Origin of the sequence: Diaphorobacter sp. LR2014-1 (assembly GCF_002916785.1) — a bacterium.
In the GTDB taxonomy this organism is placed as follows: Bacteria; Pseudomonadota; Gammaproteobacteria; order Burkholderiales; family Burkholderiaceae_C; genus Diaphorobacter; species Diaphorobacter nitroreducens.
This window is the reverse complement of record NZ_MTBE01000006.1, coordinates 99396-121243: the sequence shown is the minus strand read 5'-3', so window position 1 is coordinate 121243 and position 21848 is coordinate 99396. Positions and strand designations below refer to the sequence as shown.

Annotated in this window: 16 protein-coding genes, 1 tRNA gene and 1 pseudogene; 14 read left to right on the top strand and 4 right to left on the bottom strand. The window is 67.0% G+C overall.

What is annotated here, in order from left to right:
• The first annotated feature begins 26 nt into the window (after positions 1–26).
• The 3 genes and pseudogenes from BV908_RS07450 to BV908_RS07440 form a co-directional block, all read left to right on the top strand.
• Entirely contained in the window at positions 27–1493 is a 1467-nt protein-coding gene (locus BV908_RS07450) for a deoxyribodipyrimidine photo-lyase (RefSeq protein WP_103737715.1), read from the top strand.
• 113 nt (positions 1494–1606) lie between these two features.
• Positions 1607–1696: transfer RNA gene (locus BV908_RS07445), tRNA-Ser, on the top strand.
• 123 nt (positions 1697–1819) lie between these two features.
• Positions 1820–2209: pseudogene (locus tag BV908_RS07440) on the top strand (TonB-dependent receptor); the annotation flags it as partial.
• A gap of 183 nt (positions 2210–2392) precedes the next feature.
• On the opposite strand, the gene fabI reads toward BV908_RS07440, so the two are convergent.
• Positions 2393–3193, bottom strand: a complete 801-nt coding sequence (gene fabI / locus BV908_RS07435; protein ID WP_047351315.1) for an enoyl-ACP reductase FabI — start codon at positions 3191–3193, stop codon at positions 2393–2395.
• A gap of 89 nt (positions 3194–3282) precedes the next feature.
• Between fabI and BV908_RS07430 the strand changes: the two genes are divergently transcribed.
• The 6 genes from BV908_RS07430 (at position 3283) to otnI (ending at position 11361) form a co-directional block, all read left to right on the top strand.
• On the top strand, positions 3283–5157 hold the full coding sequence (locus BV908_RS07430) for an extracellular solute-binding protein (protein WP_103737714.1): 1875 nt from the start codon (positions 3283–3285) through the stop codon (positions 5155–5157).
• Positions 5158–5164: 7 nt separating this feature from the next.
• Positions 5165–6202, top strand: coding sequence for an ABC transporter permease subunit (locus BV908_RS07425; RefSeq protein ID WP_011805074.1), 1038 nt, complete (start codon positions 5165–5167; stop codon positions 6200–6202).
• Between the two features lie 3 nt (positions 6203–6205).
• Positions 6206–7303: an ABC transporter permease gene (locus BV908_RS07420; protein WP_103737713.1), complete on the top strand. Its 1098-nt coding sequence runs from the start codon at positions 6206–6208 to the stop codon at positions 7301–7303.
• A gap of 21 nt (positions 7304–7324) precedes the next feature.
• Positions 7325–8962 (top strand): dipeptide ABC transporter ATP-binding protein, encoded by a 1638-nt coding sequence (locus tag BV908_RS07415; protein WP_103737712.1) that lies wholly within the window; start codon positions 7325–7327, stop codon positions 8960–8962.
• Positions 8963–9289: 327 nt separating this feature from the next.
• Positions 9290–10456 (top strand): DUF4382 domain-containing protein, encoded by a 1167-nt coding sequence (locus tag BV908_RS07410; RefSeq protein ID WP_103737746.1) that lies wholly within the window; start codon positions 9290–9292, stop codon positions 10454–10456.
• A gap of 77 nt (positions 10457–10533) precedes the next feature.
• Entirely contained in the window at positions 10534–11361 is an 828-nt protein-coding gene (gene otnI / locus BV908_RS07405) for a 2-oxo-tetronate isomerase (protein WP_103737711.1), read from the top strand.
• A gap of 117 nt (positions 11362–11478) precedes the next feature.
• On the opposite strand, the gene BV908_RS07400 is transcribed toward otnI, so the two are convergent.
• Complete coding sequence (locus BV908_RS07400) at positions 11479–12345, bottom strand: universal stress protein (RefSeq protein WP_103737745.1); 867 nt, start codon at positions 12343–12345, stop codon at positions 11479–11481.
• 148 nt (positions 12346–12493) lie between these two features.
• On the bottom strand, positions 12494–13426 hold the full coding sequence (locus BV908_RS07395; protein WP_103737710.1) for a LysR family transcriptional regulator: 933 nt from the start codon (positions 13424–13426) through the stop codon (positions 12494–12496).
• A gap of 96 nt (positions 13427–13522) precedes the next feature.
• On the opposite strand from BV908_RS07395, the gene BV908_RS07390 reads away from it, so the two are divergent.
• Genes BV908_RS07390 through BV908_RS07380 form a run of 3 tightly spaced genes read left to right on the top strand, consistent with a single transcriptional unit; the run spans position 13523 to position 16278 of the window.
• Positions 13523–14875 (top strand): acyclic terpene utilization AtuA family protein, encoded by a 1353-nt coding sequence (locus BV908_RS07390; RefSeq protein WP_103737709.1) that lies wholly within the window; start codon positions 13523–13525, stop codon positions 14873–14875.
• 9 nt (positions 14876–14884) lie between these two features.
• Positions 14885–15247 (top strand): hypothetical protein, encoded by a 363-nt coding sequence (locus tag BV908_RS07385; RefSeq protein ID WP_011805082.1) that lies wholly within the window; start codon positions 14885–14887, stop codon positions 15245–15247.
• 44 nt (positions 15248–15291) lie between these two features.
• Entirely contained in the window at positions 15292–16278 is a 987-nt protein-coding gene (locus BV908_RS07380; protein ID WP_103737708.1) for a tripartite tricarboxylate transporter substrate binding protein, read from the top strand.
• Positions 16279–16346: 68 nt separating this feature from the next.
• Here BV908_RS07380 and BV908_RS07375 read toward each other — a convergent pair whose 3' ends face one another.
• Positions 16347–17405, bottom strand: a complete 1059-nt coding sequence (locus tag BV908_RS07375) for an AI-2E family transporter (RefSeq protein WP_047351228.1) — start codon at positions 17403–17405, stop codon at positions 16347–16349.
• Between the two features lie 216 nt (positions 17406–17621).
• Here BV908_RS07375 and BV908_RS07370 point away from each other — a divergent pair, with 216 nt between their 5' ends.
• Complete coding sequence (locus tag BV908_RS07370) at positions 17622–20498, top strand: 2-oxoglutarate dehydrogenase E1 component (protein WP_103737707.1); 2877 nt, start codon at positions 17622–17624, stop codon at positions 20496–20498.
• A 49-nt stretch (positions 20499–20547) separates the two neighbouring features.
• Positions 20548–21813, top strand: a complete 1266-nt coding sequence (gene odhB / locus BV908_RS07365) for a 2-oxoglutarate dehydrogenase complex dihydrolipoyllysine-residue succinyltransferase (protein ID WP_015913423.1) — start codon at positions 20548–20550, stop codon at positions 21811–21813.
• Positions 21814–21848 lie beyond the last annotated feature (35 nt).

Here is a 21848-nt window from a genome sequence, read left to right as displayed (position 1 = left end):
TCAGCCAGACCAGTCCTTCCCGTCCCATGCAAGCCAGCGCCCTTGTGTGGCTGCGGCGCGATCTGCGCTGCCATGACCACGCCGCCCTTTACCACGCACTGCGCCGTTTCGAGCGCGTGTACTGCGTCTTCGTCTTTGACACCGACATCCTCGATTTGCTGCCGACCCGGTGCGATCGGCGGGTGGAGTTCATTCACGCCAGCGTGTGCGCATTGGATGAGGACCTGCGCGCGCTGGCGGCACGCAGCGGCGCCCCCGGTGGCGGCCTGATCGTGCGCCACGGTACAGCGGTGCAGTGCATCGTGCAATTGGCCCGCAGCCTGGGCGTGCGCGAAGTGCTGGCCAATCGCGACTACGAACCTGCAGCCCTGGCCCGCGACCGACGGGTGGCAGACGGCCTGGCGGCGTGTGGCATCGCGTTCAGCGACTACAAGGACCAGGTGCTGCTGGAGCAGGGCGAGGTGCTGAACCAGCAGGGCCAGCCCTACAGCGTCTTCACGCCATACAAACGCACTTGGCTGCAGAAGCTGGATGCCTTCCAGACCAAGCCTTATCCCGTGGAGCGCCACGCTCAGCACCTGGCCGTGCCCCCTGCGGGGGAGCGGCTGCCCACGCTGGCGGATCTGGGCTTCGTGCCCACCAACCTGGCTGACTTGCAGCTGCCTGTGGGCTCGCGCGGCGCGCAGCAGTTGCTGCAGGATTTCCTGCCGCGCATGGCGGCTTACAAGCTGGCGCGCGACTTTCCTGGGCGCAAAGGCGTGTCCTACCTGTCGGTGCATCTGCGCTTTGGCACCGTGTCCATCCGCCAGCTGGCCTCACTGGCCGCGCGACAGGCCGCGCAAGGCTGCGAAGGCGCGCAGACCTGGCTGTCCGAACTGGCGTGGCGCGACTTCTATTTCATGATTCTGTGGCACCACCCGCACGTGGTCACCCAGGCATTCCGCCCCGAGTACGACCGGGTCCAGTGGGATGACGCGCCTGAGTACTGGCAGGCATGGTGCGCAGCGCGCACTGGCTATCCGTTGGTCGACGCCGCCATGCGCCAACTGCTGCAAACGGGCTACATGCACAACCGGCTGCGCATGGTGGTGGCGAGCTTTTTGACCAAGGATTTGGGTATCGATTGGCGCCGTGGCGAGCGCTTCTTTGCCCAGCACCTGAACGACTACGACCTGGCTGCCAACAATGGCGGCTGGCAATGGGCGGCGTCAACCGGCTGTGACGCTCAGCCCTGGTTTCGCATCTTCAACCCGGTGGCGCAGTCGCAGAAGTTTGACCCCGATGGCAGGTTCATCCGCCGCTATCTCCCGGAGCTGGCGTGTGTTCCTGATAAGCACCTCCATTTCCCTGCAGGCATGAAGCCGCTGGAATTGCAGGCCTGTGGGTTGCGTTTAGGCATCGACTATCCGCTGCCGATAGTGGACCACGCCAGAGCACGGGAGCGTACTCTGATGCGGTTCCATTTCTTGGGTCGCGGGCGAGAGGCATCCTGAAAGGCGGGGAACCGGGATGTTCCCTCTTGAAACCCGTGAGGAAGCATGTTTTTTCAAGGGAACAGTCAGATCTTTGAAAAAGTGTCTGTGCAGCATCTATAATGGAGGGCTCCGGAGAGGTGGATGAGCGGTTTAAGTCGCACGCCTGGAAAGCGTGTGTGGGCTAATCCCCACCGCGGGTTCGAATCCCGCCCTCTCCGCCAGGCGTTCCAAGGGTTAGCAGGTACTCATCTGCTAACCCTTTTTCGTTGCGATTCCTCTAAGAACGAGGCCCGCAGCAGAGGCAGCCCCCCGCAAACCATATAAGGTTGGCGTGTGAACCAAGCTGGGCCGGTTATGCCTTCCTGGATGGCGAGATGACCGCCTCGCCTGCGACGGATGCGGGCCAGCCTGTGCAGGGCAAGCGGCCCACGTTGACTCCCCGGCACAGCGCGAACCTGTGGGTGACCGAGGCACTGGGGCACGGCTTTGGCCTGGGCGGCGGCCTGAACTATGTGGGAGCGCGGTTCGCCAACCCCGGCAACACGGTTACCTTGCCTGGCTACACCACGGTGGATGCCATGGCCTACTTCCGCTTAGGCGCCTGGCATGTGCAACTCAAGCTGAACAATCTGTTCGACCACCGCTATATGGTGGCGGGCCATGGCAGTTCGCCGAACCTGAACCTGCCGGGAGCCCCGCGTTCGGTGCAGGTGGTGGCACGCTGCCGATTTTGAGATCCAGGCCCCGGGGCCATGCCCGCAGGAGTCTTGCCGTGCCGACGAAGGCTCGATCATGGGCAACCAGCCGTCCTGAAAGTCCGCGCACAGTGACCGAAACGAACAACGGGCCTTACAGGCCCGTTGGTTCTTCAAGCAAGGTTGGTGTGGCGCACCCACCCCGCAGTCATTTCCGCAGGCTCACACCTGGTCTGCCGAAAGCCCGGCGGTTTGGCTGAAGCCGCCGTCCACATAGGTGATCTCGGCGGTCACGCCGCTGGCCAGGTCGGACAGCAGGAACGCGGCCACGTTGCCCACGTCTTCGATCGTCACGTTGCGACGCAGCGGGGCGGCGTCAGCCACGCGGCCCAGCAGCTTGCCGAAGTCCTTGATGCCGCTGGCGGCCAGGGTCTTGATGGGGCCCGCGCTGATGCCGTTGGCACGGATGCAGCGGCCGTCTTCAGTGCGGCCCACGGCTTCGGCCAGGTAGCGCACGCTGGCTTCCAGGCTGGCCTTGGCCAAGCCCATGGTGTTGTAGTTGGGGATGGAGCGCAGGGCGCCCAGGTACGACAGCGTCAGGAGCGCCGACTTGTCGTTCAGGTAGGGCAGGGCCGCCTTGGCCATGGCCGGGAAGCTGTAGGCGCTGATTTCGTGGGCCACCTTGAAGGCTTCGCGAGAGAGGCCTTCCAGGAAGTTGCCGGCGATGGCCTCGCGCGGAGCAAAGCCGATGGAGTGCACGAAGCCATCGAACTTTCCCCAGGCGGCGCCGATGTCGGCGAACAATTTGTCGATCTGCGCGTCGTCGGCCACGTCGCAGTCAAAGACCAGCTTGGAGTCGAATTCGGCGGCGAACTCGGTGATGCGGTCCTTGAAGCGCTCGCCCACGTAGCTGAAGGCCAGTTCCGCGCCTTGTTGATGGCAGGCCCTGGCGATGCCGTACGCGATCGAGCGATTGGACAGCACGCCCGTGATGAGCAGCTTCTTGCCGGCGAGAAAACCCATTGTTGTTCTCCTGAAATGCGATGTGCGAAGGGAAATGGCAAGCGTGGCGCGGGGGCTTGCGGGCCGCTTGCGTGGTGCAGAATTGTCGCATGCGGTTCTGGCGTATCTGTTTATTGATCGGTTGGCTGGGAGGGAGCAGCGTGGCGGGCGGGGCGGCCTGGGCCGCGCATGCCTACGCGATGTGGGGGGCGCCCGCGCTGGCGGCCGACTTCGCGCACTTCCCCTACGTCAACCCACAGGCGCCCAAGGGCGGCGAGTTGCGCCTGGTGAGCAATCTGCGCACCTCCACCTTCGACAAGTACAACCCATTCACGATCCGCGGCAACGCACCGGCCTACCTGTCGGCGCTGATGTTCGACTCGCTGCTCACCGGCTCGCTGGACGAGACAGCCACCGGCTATGGACTGCTGGCCGAGGATGTTGCGGTGGCGCCGGATGGCCTGTCAGCCACCTTCAGGCTGCGGCCCGAGGCGCGCTTTCACAACGGCAAGCCGGTGCTGGCCCAGGATGTGAAGCACAGTTTCGACACCCTGATGGGCCCTTACACCTCACCGGGCTACAAAACGCTCCTGATCGAGGTGGCCGGTGTGGATGTGCTGGACGACCGCACCGTGCGCTACCGCTTCAAGGCGCCCAACCGCGAACTGCCGCTCACCGTCGGGGGGCTACCCGTGTTCAGCCGCGACTGGGGACTGGGCGCCGACGGCAAGCCCAAGCCCTTCGACCAGGTGGTGATGGACATCCCCATCGGCAGTGGCCCCTACAAGATCGGCCCCGTCAGCTTCGGCAAGGACATCACCTATGTGCGCGACCCCCAGTATTGGGCGCGCGACCTGCCCGTGCGCAAGGGGACGGCCAACTTTGACCGTGTGCTGGTCAAGATCTACAAGGACAACACCGCGCGGCTGGAGGCGCTGAAGGCCGGCGAGTTCGATCTGATGCGGTTTTTCAGTGCGGGCGACTGGGCGCGGCGGGTCAACGGCCGCAAGTTCGACACGGGTGAGTTGGTCAAGGGCGAGTTCGCCAACAAGCTGCCCTCGGGCTTTCAGAGCTACGTACTGAACACGCGCCGCCCGCTACTGCAGGACCGCCGCGTGCGAGAGGCCCTGGGGCTGGCGTTCGACTTTGAGTGGATGAGCCGCCAGCTTTTCTATGGTGCCTATCAGCGCGTGCGCGGCATTTTCGGCAACACCATGTGCGAGACCCACGGCATGCCCACGCCGCAGGAGCTGGCGTTGCTGGAGCCCTGGCGCAAGGATCTGCCCCCCGCGGTCTTCGGCCCCATGTTCGAGCCGCCCACCACCGACGGCGCCACCACGCTGCGCGACAACCTGCGTCGCGCGCAGGCGCTGCTCCAGGAGGCAGGCTGGCAGGTGCAGGATGGGGTGCTGCGCAACGCCAGCGGCCAGGCCATGGTGCTGGAATACATGGACAGCAGCGAAGGCGGCGTGCGCACGTTGTCCTCGTGGATGCGTAACCTGCAAAAGCTCGGCATCACGCTCAGGTTCCGCTCGGTGGACTTCGCGCTGTACCAGCAGCGTCTGCAGAAGTTCGACTTCGACATCACCACCATTGCCTACCAGGGCACCAACAACCCGGGGCAGGAGTTTGCCGACCTGTTCGGCAGCGCGGCGGCAGACCAGGAAGACTCGGGCAATTTCCCCGGCGTAAAGAGCCCGGCCGTGGACGCAATGATCCGTGCCATGGTGTCCGCCAAGACACAGGAGCAGATGCTGCCCGCGTGCCATGCGCTGGACCGCATCATTGCGCATGGCCACTACCTCATTCCGCAGTGGTCCGCGGGCACCCATCGCATGGTCTACAACGCCTGGCGACTGGACCGGCCCGAAGTGGTGCCGCCGTATTCGACCGGAGAGATGTGGGCGGTGGATACGTGGTGGGCCCGTTCGCCTGCGTTGACCGCCGAGACCGCGCCCAAGGCCGCGACGCCGCGCAAGGACTGAAACCGCCATGTTCGCCTACATCCTCAAGCGCATCCTGCTCATGCTGCCCACGCTGTTGGGCGTGTTGCTGTTGACCTTCGTGGTGATCCAGTTCGTGCCGGGCGGTCCGGTGGAGCAGTACCTGGCCGAGGCCAAGGCCGGCGCTGCCGGCATGGGCGGGGGCGGCGAGGGCGGCGGCATGGCCTATCGCGGCGCGCAGGGCGTCGATCCCAAGCGGCTGGAGCAGATCAAGCAGCTCTATGGCTTTGACAAGCCGGCGCACGAGCGCTTCTTTCAGATGCTGGGCCAGTTCGCGCGCTTCGACCTGGGGCGCAGCTTCTTTCAGAACAAGGACGTGTGGCAACTCGTGAAGGAGAAGCTGCCCGTGTCCGTCAGCCTGGGGTTGTGGACCTTCTTCATCAGCTACCTCGTGGCGGTGCCGCTGGGTGTGGCCAAGGCGGTGCGCGCCGGCTCGCGCTTTGACTTCGTTACCACGCTCATCATCCTGGTGGGCTACGCGATCCCGGGTTTCGTGCTCGGCGTGGCGCTGCTGGTGATCTTTGGCGGGCAATTGCAGTGGTTCCCGCTGCGCGGGCTGACCTCGGCCAACTGGGACGAGCTGGGCCTGTGGGCCAAGGTGACGGATTACCTGTGGCATATCGCGCTGCCCATCACGGCCATGGTGGCCGGCAGCTTTGCGGTGACGGCGATGCTGACCAAGAACGCTTTTCTGGAAGAGATCCGCAAGCAATATGTGCTCACCGCGCGTGCCAAGGGATTGACCGACCGGCAGGTGCTCTACAAGCACGTGTTTCGCAATGCGCTGATTCCCATCATCACGGGCTTCCCATCCGCCTTCATCGGCGCGTTCTTCGCGGGCTCGCTGCTCATCGAGACGCTGTTCTCGCTCGACGGCCTGGGCCTGCTGTCCTATGAGAGCGTGATCCGTCGCGACTACCCCGTGGTGTTGGGCACGCTGTACCTGTTCACGCTGATCGGGCTGGTGACCAAGCTCATCAGCGACCTGTGCTACGTGTGGGTGGATCCCCGCGTCAAGTTTGATTGAAATATGGCTCCAACGCCCGACCACCAAGCGCTAGCAGCTATTGATTCGGTAGCTAATGGGGCGCCAGCTGCGCCCGTTGCCGCCTCGGCGTCACCCAGCCGGCGCGCCTGGCAGCGCTTTCGTGCCAACCGCCTGGGGTTCTGGAGCCTGCTGGTGTTCTGCGCGCTGGTCGTGGTCAGCCTGGGGGCAGAACTGGTCAGCAACGACCGGCCCCTGGTCGTGCGCTATGAGGGTCAGACGTATTTCCCGTTGTTCAACGATTACCCCGAGACGACTTTCGGCGGTGACTTCCAGACGCCCACCGACTACCTCGACCCCTTCATTCGCGAGCGGCTGTCGCAGGGGGATAACTGGGCGCTGTACACGCTCAACCGCTACGGGCCCGACACCCTGAACTACTTCGCGAAGGAACCCAACCCCTCGGGCCCGTCGCGCGACAACTGGCTGGGCACGGATGACCGCGGGCGTGACCTGCTGGCGCAACTGATCTACGGCTTTCGCGTGAGCGTGTTGTTCGGCATTGCCCTTACCGTAGTGGGCGTGGCGCTGGGCGTGGCGGCGGGGGCGGTACAGGGCTTCTTTGGCGGCAAGACCGACCTGGCTTTCCAGCGCTTCATCGAGATTTGGGGCTCCATGCCCGAGCTGTACCTGCTCATCATCTTCAGCGCCGTGTTCGCGCCCAGCATCGGGCTGCTGCTGGTATTGCTCAGCCTGTTCGGCTGGATGGGGCTGTCGGACTATGTGCGCGCCGAATTCCTGCGCAACCGGCAACTGGACTATGTGAAGGCCGCGCGGGCGCTGGGCGTGTCCAACGGCCAGATCATCCGCCGCCACATCCTGCCCAACAGCATGACGCCGGTGGTGACCTTTCTGCCGTTTCGCATGGGCGCGGCGATCCTCGCACTGACCTCGCTGGACTTCCTGGGCCTGGGCGTGCCGCCCGGCACCCCCAGCCTGGGCGAGCTGCTGTCGCAGGGCAAGAACAACATCGACGCGTGGTGGATCTCCATCTTCACCTTCGGGGTGCTGGTCACCACGCTGCTGCTGCTCACCTTCATGGGCGATGCGCTGCGCGACGCGCTGGACCCCCGCAAGAACTGAGGCATCGTGAACCCTTCTTCCATGCGCGCCGCGCCCCCCCTGTCTCCATCGTCCGCGCCGCTGCTGCAGGTGCAGGACCTGCGCGTGCGCTTCGGTGCCAAGCAGGTGGTGCATGGGGTGAGCTTCGATATTGCCCCGGGCGAAAAGCTGGCCCTGGTGGGTGAATCCGGCTCGGGCAAGACGGTGACCGCGCTGGCGCTGCTGCGCCTGACGGGCGATGCGCAACTGGAGGGGAGCGCGCTGATGCACGGGCGTGATCTGCTGCAACTGCCTGAGCGCGAACTGCGCGGCGTGCGCGGCGGCGACATCGCCATGGTGTTCCAGGAACCCATGACGGCGCTGAACCCGCTGATGACGATTGGCGACCAGGTGGCCGAGGTCTTGGTGCTAAAACAGGCCCTGAGCAAGGCGCAGAGCGCGCAAGCAGCTATCGAACTGCTAGCGAGTACCGGCATCCCCGAGCCAGCGCGGCGCGCGGGCAGTTTTCCGCACCAGCTTTCGGGTGGGCAGCGCCAGCGCGCCATGATCGCCATGGCCCTGGCCAGCAGACCGAAGCTGCTGTTGGCCGACGAGCCCACCACCGCGCTGGACGTGACGCTGCGCGGCCAGATCCTGGACCTGCTGTCCGACCTGCAGCGCCAGACGGGCATGGCCGTGCTGCTCATCACGCACGACCTGCTGCTGGTGCGCCGCTTTGCCGATCGCGTGGCCGTCATGGAGCAGGGCACCGTGGTGGAGCAGGGTACCGTCGCCCAGGTGTTCGACGCACCGCAGCATGCCTACACGCGCAAGCTGATTGGCAGTACGCCGCGGCGGGACGTGGTGGAAGGCGGTGCCGACGGCGACGCCGTGCCCGCCGCGCAGGCAAGCGGCCTGCGCGTGGCCTACCCCGTGCCGGTGCCGGGCATCCGCGGCTGGTTTGCCAAGGGCGAATTCGTGGCCGTGAAGGACGCGGGCTTTCGCATTGCGCAGGCGCGCACGCTGGGGGTCGTGGGCGAATCGGGCTCGGGCAAGTCCACGCTGGCCCAGGCGCTGCTGGGCCTGCTGCCGTCGCGGGGCGAGCTGCGGGTTGCTGGCCAGGCCTGGCAGCAGCCCGCCCACCGCAACACCGCGCACAACCAGCAGCTGCGCCGGCAGGTGCAGGTGGTGTTCCAGGACCCGTTCTCGTCCCTGTCGCCGCGCATGACCGTGGAGGAGATCGTGGGCGAGGGCCTGCGCGTGCACATGCCTGCGCTGGACGTGGCCGAGCGCCGCACGCGCGTGGCCGCCATGCTGGCCGAGGTGGGCCTGACGGACGCGCAATTCCCCGGCCTGCTGGCGCGCTACCCGCATGAATTCTCGGGCGGCCAGCGCCAGCGCCTGGCCATTGCGCGCGCGCTCATCGTCGAGCCGCAAGTGCTGGTGCTGGACGAGCCCACCAGCGCGCTGGACGTCACCATCCAGCAGCAGGTGCTGAGCCTGCTGCAGCGCCTGCAGAAGGAGCGGGCGCTGTCGTACCTGCTCATCACGCACGACGTGGCGGTGGTGCGCGCCATGGCGCATGAGGTCATCGTCATGAAGGACGGCGAGGTGGTGGAAAGCGGCAGCGTGCACCAGGTGCTGGATGCCCCGCGCCACGCCTACACGCAACGGCTGGTGCAGGCCGCGCAGCCGGTCTGACCTGCCCGGCGGCGGGTCGCGCAGCAGGGTGTGCGGGGCCGTGGGCGACTACCGCGTTTGGTGTAGGACACGGGCGCGATCTGCTTGCATGTCCGTTGGCCGGTTGCTCTGCTATTCATAGCGTTGAATTTCGATTTCATCTGCCTGTCCGGTGTTTTACAGCGCAGAAGGCGGCTCCCTTTTTTCTGGCGATTCCATACATCAGGCAACACCTGACACTTGGCTGCCAGGTGCCGCGGGGTGCCGTTCTCACAATGCGCCCCGGGGCGGTAGGCTGGTCTGACGGCACCTTCCTCGGCAAGAAAAACCCCGGAGGCAATGAACATCATGCGCACGAAAACCCTCTCCTGTTGCAAGTATCTGGCTGGCGCCACCGCGCTGGCTGCCCTGGTCGCCTGTGGCGGCGGCGGTGGTGATGGCGGTGACGGTAGCGGCACCGGCACGCTGAAGCTGGCGCTGACCGATGCCCCCAGTTGCGGCTATGACGCGGTGAACGTCACCGTGCAGAAAATACGCGTGCACCAAAGCGCTGCGGCGGCGGATGACGCTTCCGGCTGGCATGAGCTCACGCTGAACCCCGCGCGCCGCGTGGACCTGCTGTCGCTGACCAACGGCGTGCTGGAGGAACTGGGCGAGCTGCCGCTGCCCACGGGCAAATACACCCAGATGCGCCTGGTGCTGGCGGGCAATGGCGGAGCGGCCCCCTTCGCCAACTCCGTCGTGCCCACAGGGTCGGGCGAAGTAGCGCTGACCACGCCCAGCGGCCAGCAAAGTGGCGTGAAGATGAACGTGAACATCGACATCGCCGCCAACCAGATGGCGGACTTCGTGCTCGACTTCGACGCCTGCAAGTCCGTCGTGACGGCCGGCGCATCGGGCCGCTACCTGCTCAAGCCCGTGGTGGCGGTGATTCCGCGCCTGGTCTCTGGTGTGCAGGGCTTCGTCGAACCCGTTGCTGGCACCACGGTGACGCTGCAGTCCCAGGGCGAGGTGGTGCGCGCCACCGTGCCGGACGCTTCGGGCCGCTACCTGCTGCGGCCGGTGGTGCCGGGTAGCTACACGCTGGTGCTGACGGCACCCGGCCGCACCACGGCCGTGGTGACCCAGGTGCCGGTGCAGTCCGAGCTGGTCACCTCCGTCGGCACGTCCACGCAGGCCCTGGCGCTGCCGGCATCGCCCGTTGCCACCGTGAACGGCACCACTTCGGTGGATGCCTGGGTGCGGGCCTTGCAGCCGCTGACGGCTGCAGGCACGGTGGAAGTGTCGGCCAAGCCCGTGGACGGCGTGACCGGCGCCTACAGCTTCACGCTGCCCACGGCTGCCCCGCTGGTGGCGCCGTATGCCGCGGCGCCCAGCCCGTTGGTTTTCACGGCCGATGCCGGCGCCGCAGGGCGCTATACCCTCCAGGCGCGCCTGGCGGGGCAGGCCGACAAGCAGCAGGCCCTGACGCTGGGCGCGGGAACGACCCAGACGGTGAACTTCACGTTCCCCTGACGCCCACCACGCGTTCCTAGAATGAAGGGCGCCAGTCCGCGACTGGCGCCCTTTTTTGTGCGAACGCCCTTCCTGTCATGCCCCGCCTCGCTGCCAACCTCTCCATGCTCTACGCCGAGCATGCCTTCCTGGACCGCTTTGCCGCTGCCGCGCGCGACGGCTTCCGGGGGGTGGAATACCTCTTTCCCTACGACCATCCTGTGGAGCAGATCGCGCAGCGCCTGGCCGAACATGGACTGACGCAGGTACTGTTCAATGCCCCGCCGGGGGACTGGGCGGCGGGCGAGCGCGGTCTGGCCTGCCTGCCGGGGCGCGAGGCGCAATTCCAGGAGGGGCTGCAACAGGCGCTGCACTATGCGCAGGCGCTGCGCTGCGAGCGCCTGCACGTGATGGCTGGCGTAGTGCCGCCCGGGCTGGCGCACGCCGACGCACGCGCCTGCTACCTGCGCAACCTGCGCTGGGCCGCCGGCCAGGCCGGGCGCCAGGGCGTGCGGCTGATGATCGAGCCCATCAACGGGCGCGACATGCCCGGCTACTTCCTGCAGCGCCAGCAGGATGCCCATGCCGTGCTGCAGGAACTGGGCGCTTCCAACGTGCAGGTGCAGTTCGACCTGTACCACTGCCAGGTCATGGAGGGCGACGTGGCCACGAAGATCCGCCACTACCTGCCCACGGGACGGGTGGGGCATTTCCAGATCGCCGGCGTACCCGAGCGGCACGAGCCCGACCAGGGAGAGCTGCAGGTCGATTACCTGCTGGGCGTGATCGACGAGGTGGCGGCCACCTGCGGCTTCGACGGCTGGGTGGGCTGTGAATACCGTCCGGCGAGCGCGGGCCCGGGCGGCACCTCGCAGGGGCTGGCCTGGGCGCGGCGCTGGGGTGTCGTGCCGCGCGGCGCGGATTGAGGGCGTTCGCCCCGGCGCGGGGCGGGGGCTAGCGTAGGGACGTCACAGTTCAGATAAAAAAGGCCTGCAGCGCTTATGCAGTAAGCGCTAGCAGCTATTGAATCGATAGTGAACCCGTCAGCGCAGCACCAGCACCGGCACGCTGCACAGCCGCAGCAGCGCGGTGGTGGTGCTGCCGACGATGAGCTGGCGGATGCGCGAGTGCCCGTAGGCGCCCAGCACCAGCAGTACGTTGCCGTGCGACTGCAGCAGGGCCGGCAGCGCCTCCTCCGGCACGCCCGGCACGATCTGCGTGGTGATGTCGAAGCCTGCGGCCTCCAGGTGTGACTGGGCGCTTTGCAGCGCTTCCAGCATCTCCAGCGTGGGCTCGCCGGCCAGGGCCAGCAGGCCGGGCATGCCGCGCAGCAGCGGGCTGCGGCCCACGGCCTGTACGGCGCGGCGCGCGGTGGCGCTGCCGTCAAAGGCCACGACGAAGCCCGCCGGCGCCACGAACTCCGGCATGGTCACCACCATCACCGGCTGGCGCACGTTGCGCACCACGCCTTCCACACGGTAGTCCAGCCGCAGCTTGCGCGCGGCGGTGGCGCGGTGCTGGCGCCCCAGCACGAACAGGCGCACGCTGGGTTCGTGCTCCAGCAGCACGTCGGTCAACTCGCCCTGGCGCAGCAGCGCCTGCAGCGACGGCACGCGGGCGGCATCCACGCGCGCCTGGGCCTCGGCCAGCATGCGGCGCGCGGCCTCCTGTGCGACGTGGCTGCGCTCTTCATCGAGGGTATTCAGGCGCTGCAGCAGCAGGTCCTGCGCGCCCATGCCGATGACGCCGCTGTAGTCGCCCACGGGCGGCATGGGTTCAGGCCGCTCCAGTGCGTGCAGCAGCGCCAGGGGCGCCTGCAGGCGCTGCGCGGCCCACAGGGCCCCGTCCACCACGGCGTGGGTGGTGGCCAGCCCGTCGATGCAGGCATACACGGTGTCGTGGGTGTTCATGGCTTCCTCCTGCGCACGCATGTGATGGCCCGAGTGTGGCATCGCAGAGCGTGCAGTGCCACCGGGGGTGCCCCGCAGGCCGTGGGCGCGGGTGAACGCAAGTTTCAGGGAAATCGGGCTGCGGCGCTTATCCATCAAGCGCTGCCAGCTATTGTTTTGATGGCATTTCGGCATGCATCGGCCGCTGCTGCATCACCCGTGCGTACAGCGCCTGCGCGGCCACCGACAGGCCCCGGTCGCGCCGGCGCACCAGGTAGATCTGCCGCGTGAGCCCGGGCAGGGCCAGCGGCCGGGTGGCCAGGCCCTCCTGCTGGAAGTGGAACAGCGTGAGCGTGGGCACCACGCTGATGCCCAGCCCGGCCCGCACCATGCCCATGACGGTGGCCAACTGCTCCACCTCCATCAGCGTGCGCATCGCATGGGGATGGAAGGCCGCCTCCAGGTACTGGCGCACGCTGCTGTGCCGCGCGAGATGGATAAATGGCCACTCGGCCAGGGCGCGCCATTGCCCGGCGGCGCTGCGCCGGCCGGCGGGCAAGGGCTGCCGGGCGAGCGGATGGTCCGCGCGGCAGACCAGGTGAAAGCCGTCCTCGCAGAAGGGCTCGGCCTGCAGCTCGGGCGTGTCCGCGCGGATGGCGGCCAGCGCGAAGTCGGCCTTGCCCGTGGCCACGCGCTCGATGCAAGGCTCGGACAGCACGTCGGCAATGTCCAGTTCCACGCCCGGGTGCTGTGCGCGAAAGCCGGCCAGCACACCCGGCAGCCACCCCGCGGCCAGCGAGGGCAGCAGCGCGACGGACACGCGCCCGCGCCGCAGCAGTGCGGCGTCGCGCAGCGTGGCCAGCGCGGCATCCACCTCGGCGCGAATGCGCAGCGCCGACGAATGGAAGTTCTCGCCCTCGGCCGTCAGGCTCACATGGCGCGTGCTGCGGTCGAACAGGCGCAGACCCAGGTCGTCCTCCAGCGCGCGGATGAGCGCGCTGAAGGCCGGCTGCGACAAGTGGCACTGCGCCGCGGCGCGCGTGAAGTTGCGCTGCGCCGCCAGGGCAAGGAAGGCGTCGACCTGCCGTGTGGAGATATTCATTTGATATCCAGATGAATTGATCTTGACAATCTATTTCACAGAATAACCTGCCGTGCCTACAGTGCGCCCTGGAGACATTCCCCAAGGACCCCTGCAATGGCGAACCCCTCACCCCTGCTCATCGGCTGTGCGGCCGGCTTCTCGGGCGACCGCCTGGATGCTGCCGCACCCGTGGTGCAGGCGCTGGTGGACAGCGGCCGGCCCGGCGTGCTGATCTTCGAGACCCTGGCCGAGCGCACGCTGGCGCTGGCCCAGCTGGCGCGCCGCGCCAATCCCGACGCGGGGTACGAGCCGCTGCTGGATGAGCTGCTGCGGCCGGTGCTCGCGCAATGCCTTCAACACGGCGTGCGCATCGTGAGCAACTTTGGCGCGGCCAATCCGCGGGGCGCTGCGCTGCGTATCCAGCAACTGGCGGCCGAGCTGGGCGCGCGCCGCCCGCGCGTGGCGGTAGTGCATGGCGACGACCTGAGCGGTGCACAGCACCGCGCTGTGCTGGAACGGGCGCTGGGCCCGTCCATGCCCGCGCAGCCCATCGTGAGCGCCAATGCCTACATTGGCGCGGAACCCATCGCCCAGGCGCTGCGCGCGGGGGCCGACATCGTGGTCTGCGGCCGCGTGGCCGACCCTGCGCTGGTGCTGGGCCCGGCGCTGGCGCATTACGGCTGGTGCATGGACGACTGGGACCGCCTGGCGCGCGCCACCATGGCGGGCCACCTGCTGGAATGCGGCGCGCAGGTCACGGGGGGCTACTTTGCCGACCCGGGCTACAAGGATGTGCCGGGCCTGGCCCGGCTGGGCTACCCGATCGCCGAGATCGACGCCGACGGCCATTGCACCCTCACCAAGCCGCCGGGCACGGGGGGGCGCGTGGACGAGCGCACGGTCAAGGAGCAGCTGCTGTATGAACTGCACGACCCCGCCGCTTACCTGACGCCCGACGTGGTGGCCGACATCACCCAGGCGAGCGTGGCGCAGGTCGGCAGCGACCGCGTGCACCTGCAGGGCGTGCGCGGCCATGCGCGGCCGCCGTCGCTGAAGGTGAACGTGTGTTTCGAGTCCGGCTGGTTTGCCGAGGGCGAGATTTCGTATGCCGGCGCGCGCGCCGAGGAGCGCGCCCGCCTGGCGGGCGACGTGCTGCGCGAGCGGCTTGCGAGCGTGGCACCGCTGCGCGTGGACCTGATCGGCGTGGCCAGCGTTTGGGGTGACGACGCAGGGCGGTGGCTGGCGGCGCAGGCAGGCCAGGGCGCGCAGGACGTACGCCTGCGCGTGGCACTGCAGCACCGCGACCATGCCAGCGCGCAGCGCCTGGTACGCGAGGTGACGGCGCTGTACTGCTGCGGCCCGGCGGGGGGCGGCGGTGTGCGCACGGCCATGCGCCCGCGCCTGGGCACCGTTTCCTGCCTCGTGCCGCGCGAGGCGGTCAATCCTGGCTACACGCTGCTGGACTGAAGGACCACGATGAACCCTACCGATCTCACGGTTCCCCTGTACCGCCTGGCGCACGGCCGCACGGGTGACAAGGGTGACCGCTCCAACATCAGCGTGATCGCCTGGCACCCGGCCCTGTGGGACGTGCTGGTGCAGCAGGTTACCGAGGAGGCCGTGGCGCGCCAGTTCGCGGCGCGGGGGCCCACGCGCGTCACGCGCTATCTGCTGCCCCAACTGCAGGCGATGAATTTCGTGCTGGATGGCGTGCTGGACGGCGGCGTGAACGACGCGCTCAACCTCGACAGCCATGGCAAGGCGCTGTCCTTTCTGTTGCTGGACCTGCCGGTGCGGATGCCGGCGGCGCTTGTTCATCACCTGGCCGGAGCGCATTGACGCGCGCCGGCGGCATTTTTCATCACCACAACCAAGGAGACACCATGAACCCGTTCCCGCATCGCCGCCGTGTACTGGCTGCCACCGCTGCGGCCGTCCTGTGTGCCGCGGCCGGCGCCGCCAACGCACAGGCCCCCGCCTATCCTGCCAAGCCCGTCACTTTCGTCGTGCCGTTTGCGGCCGGCAGTGCCACCGACCAACTGGCGCGGGCATTGGGCCAGGCCGTGAGCACCGATGCGCGGCAGCCCGTGGTCGTGGAGAACAAGGCCGGCGCCAGCGGCATGATCGCCGCGCAGTTCGTCGCCAAGGCACCGGCGGATGGGTACACGGTGCTCATCACCACCAACACCACGCATGCCGCAAACGAACACCTGTACAAGAAACTGCCCTACGACCCGGTGAAGGATTTCGCCCCCGTCACCGGCCTGGGCAAGGGCGGCCAGGTGCTGGTGGTGAACGCGGGCGCTCCCTACAAGAACGTGGGCGACCTGCTGGCCGCCGCCCGCAAGAACCCCGGCAAGCTGAGCTTTGGCAGCGGCAGTTCTTCCAGCCGCATGGCCGGCGAGATGCTCAAGCAACTGGCGGGTGTGGACATCCTGCATGTGCCGTACAAGAGCAACCCGTTGGCCATCACCGATCTGCTCGGCGGGCAGATCGACCTGATGATCACCGACACGTCCACCGGCGTTCCTCAGGTCAAGGCGGGAAAGCTGCGCGCGCTGGGGTACTCCACGCAAAAACGCAGCACGCAGCTGCCCGAGGTGCCCACGCTGGATGAGGCCGGCGTGAAGGGCTATGACATGGGCTACTGGTTTGCAGCCTACGTGCCCGCCGGCACGCCCGCGCCCGTGGTGGCGCGGCTGAACGCTCTGCTGGCGCAGGCGACGAGGAGCCAGGCCGCCCAGTCGTTCTTCGAGACCGCAGGCTCCGAGGCCTGGACCACCACGCCCGAAGAGCTGGCGCGCTTTCAGGCCGCCGAGACCCAGAAGTGGGGCAGGGTGATCAAGGCCGCCGGTATTGAGGCGGAATGAGTGCGCCGGCGGGGTTGAAGGCGTTTTGGCCTTCAACGCCCGCCCATTAAGCGCTAGCAGCTATTATTTTAGGAGCGTTCTGCGCCGTCGTGCGGCGCGAACAGGTCCCAGGTGGCGATGAACAGTGCGGCGATCATCGGGCCGATCACAAAGCCCGTGAGCCCGAACAACGCCATGCCGCCCAAGGTGGAGATCAGCACCACGTAGTCGGGCAGCTTGGTGTCCTTGCCGACCAGCACGGGACGCAGTACGTTGTCCACCAGCCCGATGACGAATACGCCATAGGCGGTGAGGATCACGGCCTGCCCCGGCGCGCCGGTCGCCAGGAAGTAGATGGCCACGGGCCCCCAGATCAGGCTGGCGCCCACGGCGGGCAGCAGCGACAGGAACGCCATCAGCACGCCCCACATCACCGGCCCCTGGATGTTCAACAGCCAGAAGATCAGGCCACCCAGGGCGCCCTGGACGGCGGCCACCACGATGTTGCCCTTCACGGTGGCGCGGATCACGGTGGTGAACTTGATGGCCAACTGCTCCTTGTGCCGCGCATCCAGGGGGATGGCCTCGCGGATGCGCGCCGCCAGCCGCGCGCCGTCGCGCAGCAGGAAGAACAACAGGTAGAGCATGACGCCGAAGCTCACCACGAACTGCAGCGTGTTCTGGCCCACGTCCAGCGCCTTGGTGGCCAGGAACTGGCTGGCCTGGGCGCCGATCGTGGTCAGGCGGGCTTGCAGCTCCGCGCGGGTGGTGAGGTGAAAGCGGTCCAGCAGCTCCAGCATCCAGGGGGGCAGTGCGGCCAGCACCTGCTGCAGGTAGGCGCCGAAGTTCAGCTGCCCCGAGCGGGCGCGCTCGTAGGCCACGCTGGCCTCCTGCACCAGCGAAGCGCCGATCAGCGTGACCGGCAGGATCACGATCACCAGGCACACGCCCAGGGTGGCAAGCGCGGCCAGGTTGCGCCTGCGCGGCATGCGCCGCTGCAGCCGCCGGTGCAGCGGCGTGAACAGGATGGCGAGCACCACACCCCAGAAGATGGCGCCGTTGAGCGGCCAGAGGATGGCGCCAAAGGCCAGCGTTACGACGGTGAGCAGGAGCAGCAGGGTGCGGGACTGGAGCGTGGGCGGGTTCATGGGGGCGGTGGAAGGAGCGAAGCCCAAAATGTAAGCCACACACACGCCTGTCTTGATACACCGCTCGCCGCGCGCGCAGGCGTTCAATGGCACAATAGCGGCCGCAAACGAGGCCCTTCCCCTGCCACAGTCGCATCCGCCAACCGGTTCAGCCGTGACGCGGAAGGTTTGTTAACCAGCTAACGCTTCCTTCAGGGAAGTGGAGGTCAGCGGAATATGAGCGATCCGACATCCGTCTACCAAGCCTACCAAGGCAACACCTATCTTTTCGGCGGCAACGCGCCCTACGTCGAAGAGATGTATGAGAACTACCTTGCCAACCCTGGCAGCGTGCCAGACTCCTGGCGCGAATACTTTGACGCACTGCAACATGTGCCCGCGGTAGACGGCAGCAATGCCAAGGACGTTCCCCACCTGCCCGTTATCAACGCCTTTGCCGAGCGCGCCAAGGCCGGCGGCACCAAGGTCGTGGTGGCCAGCGCCGACGCCGAGATGGGCCGCAAGCGCACCGCCGTCCAGCAACTGATCGCCGCGTACCGCAACGTGGGCCAGCGCTGGGCCGACCTGGACCCCCTCAAGCGCACCGAGCGCCCCCAGATTCCCGAACTGGAGCCTTCGTTCTACGGCTTCAGCGATGCCGACCAGGAAACGGTGTTCGACGCGAGCAACACCTTCTTCGGCAAGGACAAGATGCCCCTGCGCGAGCTGCTGAACGCGCTGCGCGAGACCTACTGCGGCACCATCGGCGTGGAGTACATGTACGCCACCGACCAGGTGCAAAAGCGCTGGTGGCAGCAAAAGCTGGAAAGCATCCGCAGCAAGCCCAACTTCTCTGCCGACAAGAAGAAGCGCATCCTGGAGCGCCTGACGGCCGCCGAAGGCCTGGAACGCTACCTGCACACCAAGTACGTGGGCCAGAAGCGCTTCTCGCTCGAGGGGGGCGAGTCCTTCATTGCCGCCATGGACGAGTTGATCAACTCCGCAGGCGCGAAGGGCGTGCAGGAAGTGGTGATCGGCATGGCCCACCGCGGCCGCCTGAACGTGCTGGTCAACACCCTGGGCAAGATGCCCAAGGACCTGTTCGCCGAGTTCGAGCACACCGCCCCCGAGGACCTGCCCGCCGGTGACGTGAAGTACCACCAGGGCTTTTCCTCCGACGTCTCCACGACCGGCGGCCCGGTGCATCTGTCGCTGGCCTTCAACCCCTCGCACCTGGAAATCGTGAACCCCGTGGTCGAGGGCTCGGTGCGCTCGCGCATGGACCGCCGCGGCGACCACGCGGGCAAGCAGGTGCTGCCCGTGCTGGTGCACGGCGATGCGGCCTTCGCCGGCCAGGGCGTGAACCAGGAAACCCTGGCGCTGTCGGAAACCCGCGGCTACACCACGGGCGGCACGGTGCACCTGGTCATCAACAACCAGATCGGCTTCACCACCTCCGACCCGCGCGACCTGCGCTCCACGCTGTACTGCACCGATATCGTGAAGATGATCGAGTCGCCCGTGCTGCACGTGAACGGCGACGATCCGGAAGCCGTGTGCCTGGCGGTGCAGCTGGCGCTGGAGTTCCGCATGGAATTCTCCAAGGACGTGGTGGTGGACATCGTGTGCTACCGCAAGCTCGGCCACAACGAGCAGGACACGCCGGCGCTGACGCAGCCGCTGATGTACAAGAAGATCTCCCAGCACCCGGGCACGCGCAAGCTCTACGCCGACAAGCTGGCGGCTCAGGGTCTGGGCGAGACGCTGGGCGACGACATGGCCAAGGCCTATCGCGCCGCGCTGGAGGAGGGCAAGCACACGGTCGATCCGGTGCTCACCAACTTCAAGAGCAAGTACGCCGTGGACTGGAGCCCCTTCCTGGGCAAGAGCTGGACCGACGCCGGCGACACCGCCATTCCGCTGGCCGAGTGGAAGCGCCTGGCCGAGCGCATCACCACCATACCCCCGACGGTGACGCCGCACCAGCTGGTCAAGAAGGTGCTGGACGACCGCGCCGCCATGGGCCGTGGCGAGATCAACGTGGACTGGGGCATGGGCGAGCACATGGCCTTCGCATCGCTGGTGGCCTCGGGCTACCCGGTGCGCCTGTCGGGCGAGGACAGCGGCCGCGGCACGTTCACGCACCGCCACGCCGTGATTCATGACCAAAAGCGTGAGAAGTGGGACGAAGGCACCTACATCCCGCTGCAGAACGTGGCCGAGAACCAGGCGCCGTTCACGGTGATCGACTCCATCCTGTCCGAGGAGGCCGTTCTGGCCTTCGAGTACGGCTACGCCTCCAACGACCCCAACACGCTGGTGGTCTGGGAAGCGCAGTTTGGCGACTTCGCCAACGGCGCACAGGTGGTGATCGACCAGTTCATCGCATCGGGCGAAGTGAAGTGGGGCCGCGTGAACGGCATCACGCTGATGCTGCCGCACGGCTACGAAGGCCAGGGCCCAGAGCACAGCTCGGCCCGCCTGGAGCGCTTCATGCAGCTGGCCGCTGACACCAACATGCAGATCGTGCAGCCCACCACGGCGAGCCAGATCTTCCATGTGCTGCGCCGCCAGATGGTGCGCAACCTGCGCAAGCCCCTGGTCATCATGACGCCGAAGTCGCTGCTGCGTAACAAGGACGCCACGTCGCCGCTGTCCGAGTTCACCAAGGGCGGTTTCCAGACCGTCATCTCGGAGCAGGACGAAGCGATCGCCAAGAAGGCCGACAAGGTCAAGCGCGTGATCGCCTGCTCGGGCAAGGTCTACTACGACCTCGTGAAGAAGCGCGTGGAGAAGGAAGCTACCGACGTGGCCATCATCCGCGTCGAGCAGCTCTACCCGTTCCCGCACAAGGCCTTCGCCGCCGAGCTCAAGAAGTACCCGAATGCCACCGACATCGTGTGGTGCCAGGACGAACCGCAGAACCAGGGCGCCTGGTTCTTCATCCAGCACAACATCCACGAGAACATGCTCGATGGCCAGAAGCTGGGCTATGCCGGCCGCGCCGCATCTGCCTCCCCCGCAGTGGGTTACGCCCATCTGCACCAGGAGCAGCAAAAGGCCCTGGTGGAAGCCGCTTTCGCCAAGCTCAAGGGTTTTGTCCTGACCAAGTAAGGCCGCAAACCCACACCTTCAGTACAGAACCCTCTTTGGAAAGAATCAAATGGCTATCGTAGAAGTCAAAGTCCCCCAGCTGTCCGAGTCCGTGGCCGAAGCCACCCTGCTGCAGTGGAAGAAGAAGCCCGGCGAGGCCGTGGCAATCGATGAAATCCTGATCGAAATCGAGACCGACAAGGTGGTGCTGGAAGTGCCCGCACCGGCCGCCGGCGTGATGGCCGAGATCGTGGTCGCCGACGGCGGCACCGTGGCCTCCGACCAGGTCATCGCCAAGATCGACACCGAGGGCAAGGCCGGCGCGGCCGCGCCGGCAGCTGCTGCCGCTGCACCGGCGCCCGCAGCGGCATCTGCCCCGGCGGCCGCTGCGCCTGCCGCTGCTGGTGGCAGCAAGGGCGACGTGGCCATGCCGGCCGCCGCCAAGCTGCTGGCCGACAACAACCTGTCGGTCGGCGATGTGACGGGCTCCGGCAAGGACGGACGCGTGACCAAGGGCGATGTGCTGGCCGCAGTGGCAGGCGGCGTGAAGTCGACGGCCGCCGTGATCCCCACCGGCGTGCCCACCAAGGCGCTGCCCCAGGTAGCAGCCCCGTCGTCCGCTGCTGATCTGGGCGAGCGCCCCGAGCAGCGCGTGCCCATGAGCCGCTTGCGTGCCCGCGTGGCCGAGCGTCTGCTGCAATCGCAGTCCACCAACGCCATCCTCACCACGTTCAACGAAGTGAACATGGCGCCGGTGATGGACCTGCGCAAGAAGTTCCAGGACGCATTCACCAAGGAGCACGGTGTGAAGCTGGGCTTCATGTCCTTCTTCGTGAAGGCAGCGGTGCATGCCCTCAAGAAGTACCCGGTGCTCAACGCCTCGGTGGACGGCAACGACATCGTCTACCACGGCTACTTCGACATCGGTATCGCCGTGGGCTCGCCGCGCGGCCTGGTGGTGCCCATCCTGCGCAACGCAGACCAGATGAGCTTTGCCGACATCGAAAAGAAGATCGCCGAATTCGGCAAGAAGGCGGCCGACGGCAAGCTGGGCATCGAAGAGATGACCGGTGGCACGTTCTCCATCTCCAACGGCGGCACCTTCGGCTCGATGATGTCCACCCCCATCATCAACCCGCCGCAGTCGGCCATCCTGGGCGTGCACGCCACCAAGGACCGCGCCGTGGTCGAAAACGGCCAGGTCGTAGTGCGCCCGATGAACTACCTGGCCATGTCTTATGACCACCGCATCATCGACGGCCGCGAAGCCGTTCTGGGCCTCGTAGCCATGAAGGATGCGCTGGAAGACCCATCGCGCCTGTTGTTCGACCTGTAATTCCCACAGGGTTCGACGCATACGAAAACCCACCC

Coding starts and splice junctions, on each gene's coding strand:
- BV908_RS07450 (WP_103737715.1), top strand. CDS start 27: ATGCAAGCCAGCGCCCTTGTGTGGCTGCGGCGCGATCTGCGCTGCCAT.
- fabI (WP_047351315.1), bottom strand. CDS start 3,193: ATGGGTTTTCTCGCCGGCAAGAAGCTGCTCATCACGGGCGTGCTGTCC.
- BV908_RS07430 (WP_103737714.1), top strand. CDS start 3,283: ATGCGGTTCTGGCGTATCTGTTTATTGATCGGTTGGCTGGGAGGGAGC.
- BV908_RS07425 (WP_011805074.1), top strand. CDS start 5,165: ATGTTCGCCTACATCCTCAAGCGCATCCTGCTCATGCTGCCCACGCTG.
- BV908_RS07420 (WP_103737713.1), top strand. CDS start 6,206: ATGGCTCCAACGCCCGACCACCAAGCGCTAGCAGCTATTGATTCGGTA.
- BV908_RS07415 (WP_103737712.1), top strand. CDS start 7,325: ATGCGCGCCGCGCCCCCCCTGTCTCCATCGTCCGCGCCGCTGCTGCAG.
- BV908_RS07410 (WP_103737746.1), top strand. CDS start 9,290: ATGCGCACGAAAACCCTCTCCTGTTGCAAGTATCTGGCTGGCGCCACC.
- otnI (WP_103737711.1), top strand. CDS start 10,534: ATGCCCCGCCTCGCTGCCAACCTCTCCATGCTCTACGCCGAGCATGCC.
- BV908_RS07400 (WP_103737745.1), bottom strand. CDS start 12,345: ATGAACACCCACGACACCGTGTATGCCTGCATCGACGGGCTGGCCACC.
- BV908_RS07395 (WP_103737710.1), bottom strand. CDS start 13,426: ATGAATATCTCCACACGGCAGGTCGACGCCTTCCTTGCCCTGGCGGCG.
- BV908_RS07390 (WP_103737709.1), top strand. CDS start 13,523: ATGGCGAACCCCTCACCCCTGCTCATCGGCTGTGCGGCCGGCTTCTCG.
- BV908_RS07385 (WP_011805082.1), top strand. CDS start 14,885: ATGAACCCTACCGATCTCACGGTTCCCCTGTACCGCCTGGCGCACGGC.
- BV908_RS07380 (WP_103737708.1), top strand. CDS start 15,292: ATGAACCCGTTCCCGCATCGCCGCCGTGTACTGGCTGCCACCGCTGCG.
- BV908_RS07375 (WP_047351228.1), bottom strand. CDS start 17,405: ATGAACCCGCCCACGCTCCAGTCCCGCACCCTGCTGCTCCTGCTCACC.
- BV908_RS07370 (WP_103737707.1), top strand. CDS start 17,622: ATGAGCGATCCGACATCCGTCTACCAAGCCTACCAAGGCAACACCTAT.
- odhB (WP_015913423.1), top strand. CDS start 20,548: ATGGCTATCGTAGAAGTCAAAGTCCCCCAGCTGTCCGAGTCCGTGGCC.